Raw genomic sequence first — 2,537 nt, forward strand, 5'->3', positions numbered from 1 at the left:
TCATCGGACAGGTAAGAAGGCAAGGCTTCATTTCCAATTGGTGACGCTTGTTTATAATGCCTCCAGATTGGCCACAGATCGAATTAAAAAGATGAAAGCAGAACAAATGTCCAAGGCAGCGTGAATTAAAGCACGATATATTTTAAAAAAACATGTAAAACACCAAGGGACTACTCTACACTTTTTTTAAAAAGGGACTTATGAAATTAACTCATATATGTATCTTTAAATCAGCGCAAACAAAAAATCCTTCGCCAAGGAAGGTGAATTAAAAAGCATCATTTAAATGATCGGGATGACAGGATTTGAACCTGCGACCTCATGCACCCCATGCATGCGCGCTACCAAGCTACGCTACATCCCGACATGACAAGTAGTTTATCATAAGAGTGATTTAGCTTCAAGCACATTGTCTCTTACTAAGTCATCCAGACAACTATTCACAATGGTGTGGGTAAAATTAAGTGTTATCCCCTATTTTACCCACATCCAAATACGCGTTTAAATAAGTTATGAACATACTTATGCACATTATCCACATAGGAACTACTTTTTACCCACAGACAATGAATGAAAAGGAAGAAATTAATTTTGAACAAATTGTGAAGTGTATTGTGAAATAATTCACAATATGATATTCTTTACTCAGATAGAAAAACAAAGTTACTTCATAAATCATCATGTGAAAAGTATCGCAAAAAAGGAGGGCTACTCATGAAAGGAACATGGGCAGTACGAGGCGGAACGGCAGTTTTTACAGTGTTACGAATTTGGTTAGGAATCCAATGGTGGAATGCAGGAATTAATAAAATTGGTGCATTTGACGCCACAGGATTCCTACAGGGAAGCTTAGCGAAGGCACAAGGAGAAGGCGCTGTCGTACAACAATGGTATGCTACATTCCTTGAAGCTGTAGCTCTCCCAAATGTAGAATTGTTTAACATTCTGATCCCATGGGGAGAAGTGCTTGTCGGTGCAGGGTTAATCATTGGTCTAGGCACAATTCCTGCTTTAACAGCCGCAGCCTTTATGAACTTAAACTTCTTACTTGCGGGAACATTGAGCACGAACCCAATGCTTTTGACCGCAGCCTTTATTCTCTTACTTGCAGGTGGAATGGCTTATCGCTGGGGAGCTGATCGTTTTCTTGTCGAACAATGGCATAAGCGAGATATGAGAAAGCGTTTCTTCCATAAAAAGCAAGTGGCTTAAAAGGTAGACGATAGACAAAATAGAAATGAAATGAAGTGAACGAGAGAAAGACAGTGATTCGTTTAAAAAGCGAAGTGCTGTCTTTTTTTGTTGTGTTTATATTTAAATTTATTTAATGATTGTGAGTTCTTCGGGTTAAGTAAAGGTTAAAATTTAAAAATATGACATTAAATTATAATAAAATAATTTATGCGAAAGATTTATTGTTTGTTCAACAATAAAATATATAATTATTATATTTTACAGAATATATAATTATAAAGGTTTTAAAGTCATGTTTTTTATTTTTTAAAAGTTATTTATGGTAATTAATAGGTGTTTATACCTATAAACTTATTAATTGTAACTTAATTGGACTATTTTAACTGAATTGATAGACTGATCATGTATAGGAATGTTTTTGTGGTTTATAACTGTATTTCGGCATCATGTATTGTGTTTTTTTATTTTGGAAAAGTATTTGTCTATCGAGCTACGTATTTTTATTGCGTTGAGCTTGAAAGGGATGGAGGAGAAAAATGAAGCAATCTAAAAGAATAGATTTCAAAAAAAGAATGAACCAAAAAAGGATTAAGCGTGCTAAGCAGTTTTCAGGTATTGTCTTAGCTTCATCGCTGATCCTCTCACCGATGCAATTTAGCATTGTTGACAGTACGAACAAGGTAAGTGCTGCTCAAAGCGTTTCACCAGCTTCTTTGGCAGGAATAGATTTAGTCGGCAGTTCGAGTTTGAATGCTAATTTTAATGAAGTGTCTGGTCGACTGACATTGGATTATAGCGCAACGACATTAGCGAGTGTCGGGTTAATTAATGATTATTATCTTCAGTTTCAAATGCCTCAGGAATTAAGATATTTACTGAATGATCCGAATTTTAGGAACGCAACAGAAATCGATTATAAACTTCCAAAACTATCAGTTGGTCCTATTGATTTTGGGTCGATCAGAGGAACCTTATCAAATGGAGATCTGACTCTTGACCCTAACCGAGGAGTCATCAGTGGCACTGTAGATGGAGGCTTGTTGTCCATAGGATTACTTTCAGAATTGACTCTTACAATGACTGTTGATTTAGCTAGTTTGGGTGTCACGGAGCTACCTCCTGGTGAAGGCGACGGAGACCTTGATTTCATTGGTGCAATTAGTGGGAATGATTTAATCGACCTAGACCTACTAAACAGTGGTGTTGCTTCAGATGAAATCGATACTGGTTTACCTGATGGGGACGCCGATGCCGATGCTGACGCCGACGCAGATGCTGACGCCGATGCCGACGCAGATGCTGATGCCGACGCCGATGCGGACGCAGGACGCCGATGCCGATGC

1 protein-coding gene, 1 tRNA gene and 1 pseudogene are annotated in these 2,537 nt (G+C 37.7%); 2 read left to right on the top strand and 1 reads right to left on the bottom strand.

What is annotated here, in order from left to right:
* Positions 1–290: 290 nt before the first annotated feature.
* Positions 291–364: transfer RNA gene (locus G4V62_RS18960), tRNA-Pro, on the bottom strand.
* Positions 365–714: 350 nt separating this feature from the next.
* Between G4V62_RS18960 and G4V62_RS18965 the strand changes: the two genes are divergently transcribed.
* Both G4V62_RS18965 and G4V62_RS18970 read left to right on the top strand, forming a co-directional pair.
* Complete coding sequence (locus G4V62_RS18965) at positions 715–1,212, top strand: DoxX family membrane protein (protein WP_165205191.1); 498 nt, start codon at positions 715–717, stop codon at positions 1,210–1,212.
* 554 nt (positions 1,213–1,766) lie between these two features.
* Positions 1,767–2,537: pseudogene (locus G4V62_RS18970) on the top strand (Lmo1799 family Asp-Ala repeat surface protein); the annotation flags it as partial.

The sequence above is a fragment of the Litoribacterium kuwaitense genome, from assembly GCF_011058155.1.
Lineage (GTDB): Bacteria > Bacillota > Bacilli > Bacillales > DSM-28697 > Litoribacterium > Litoribacterium kuwaitense.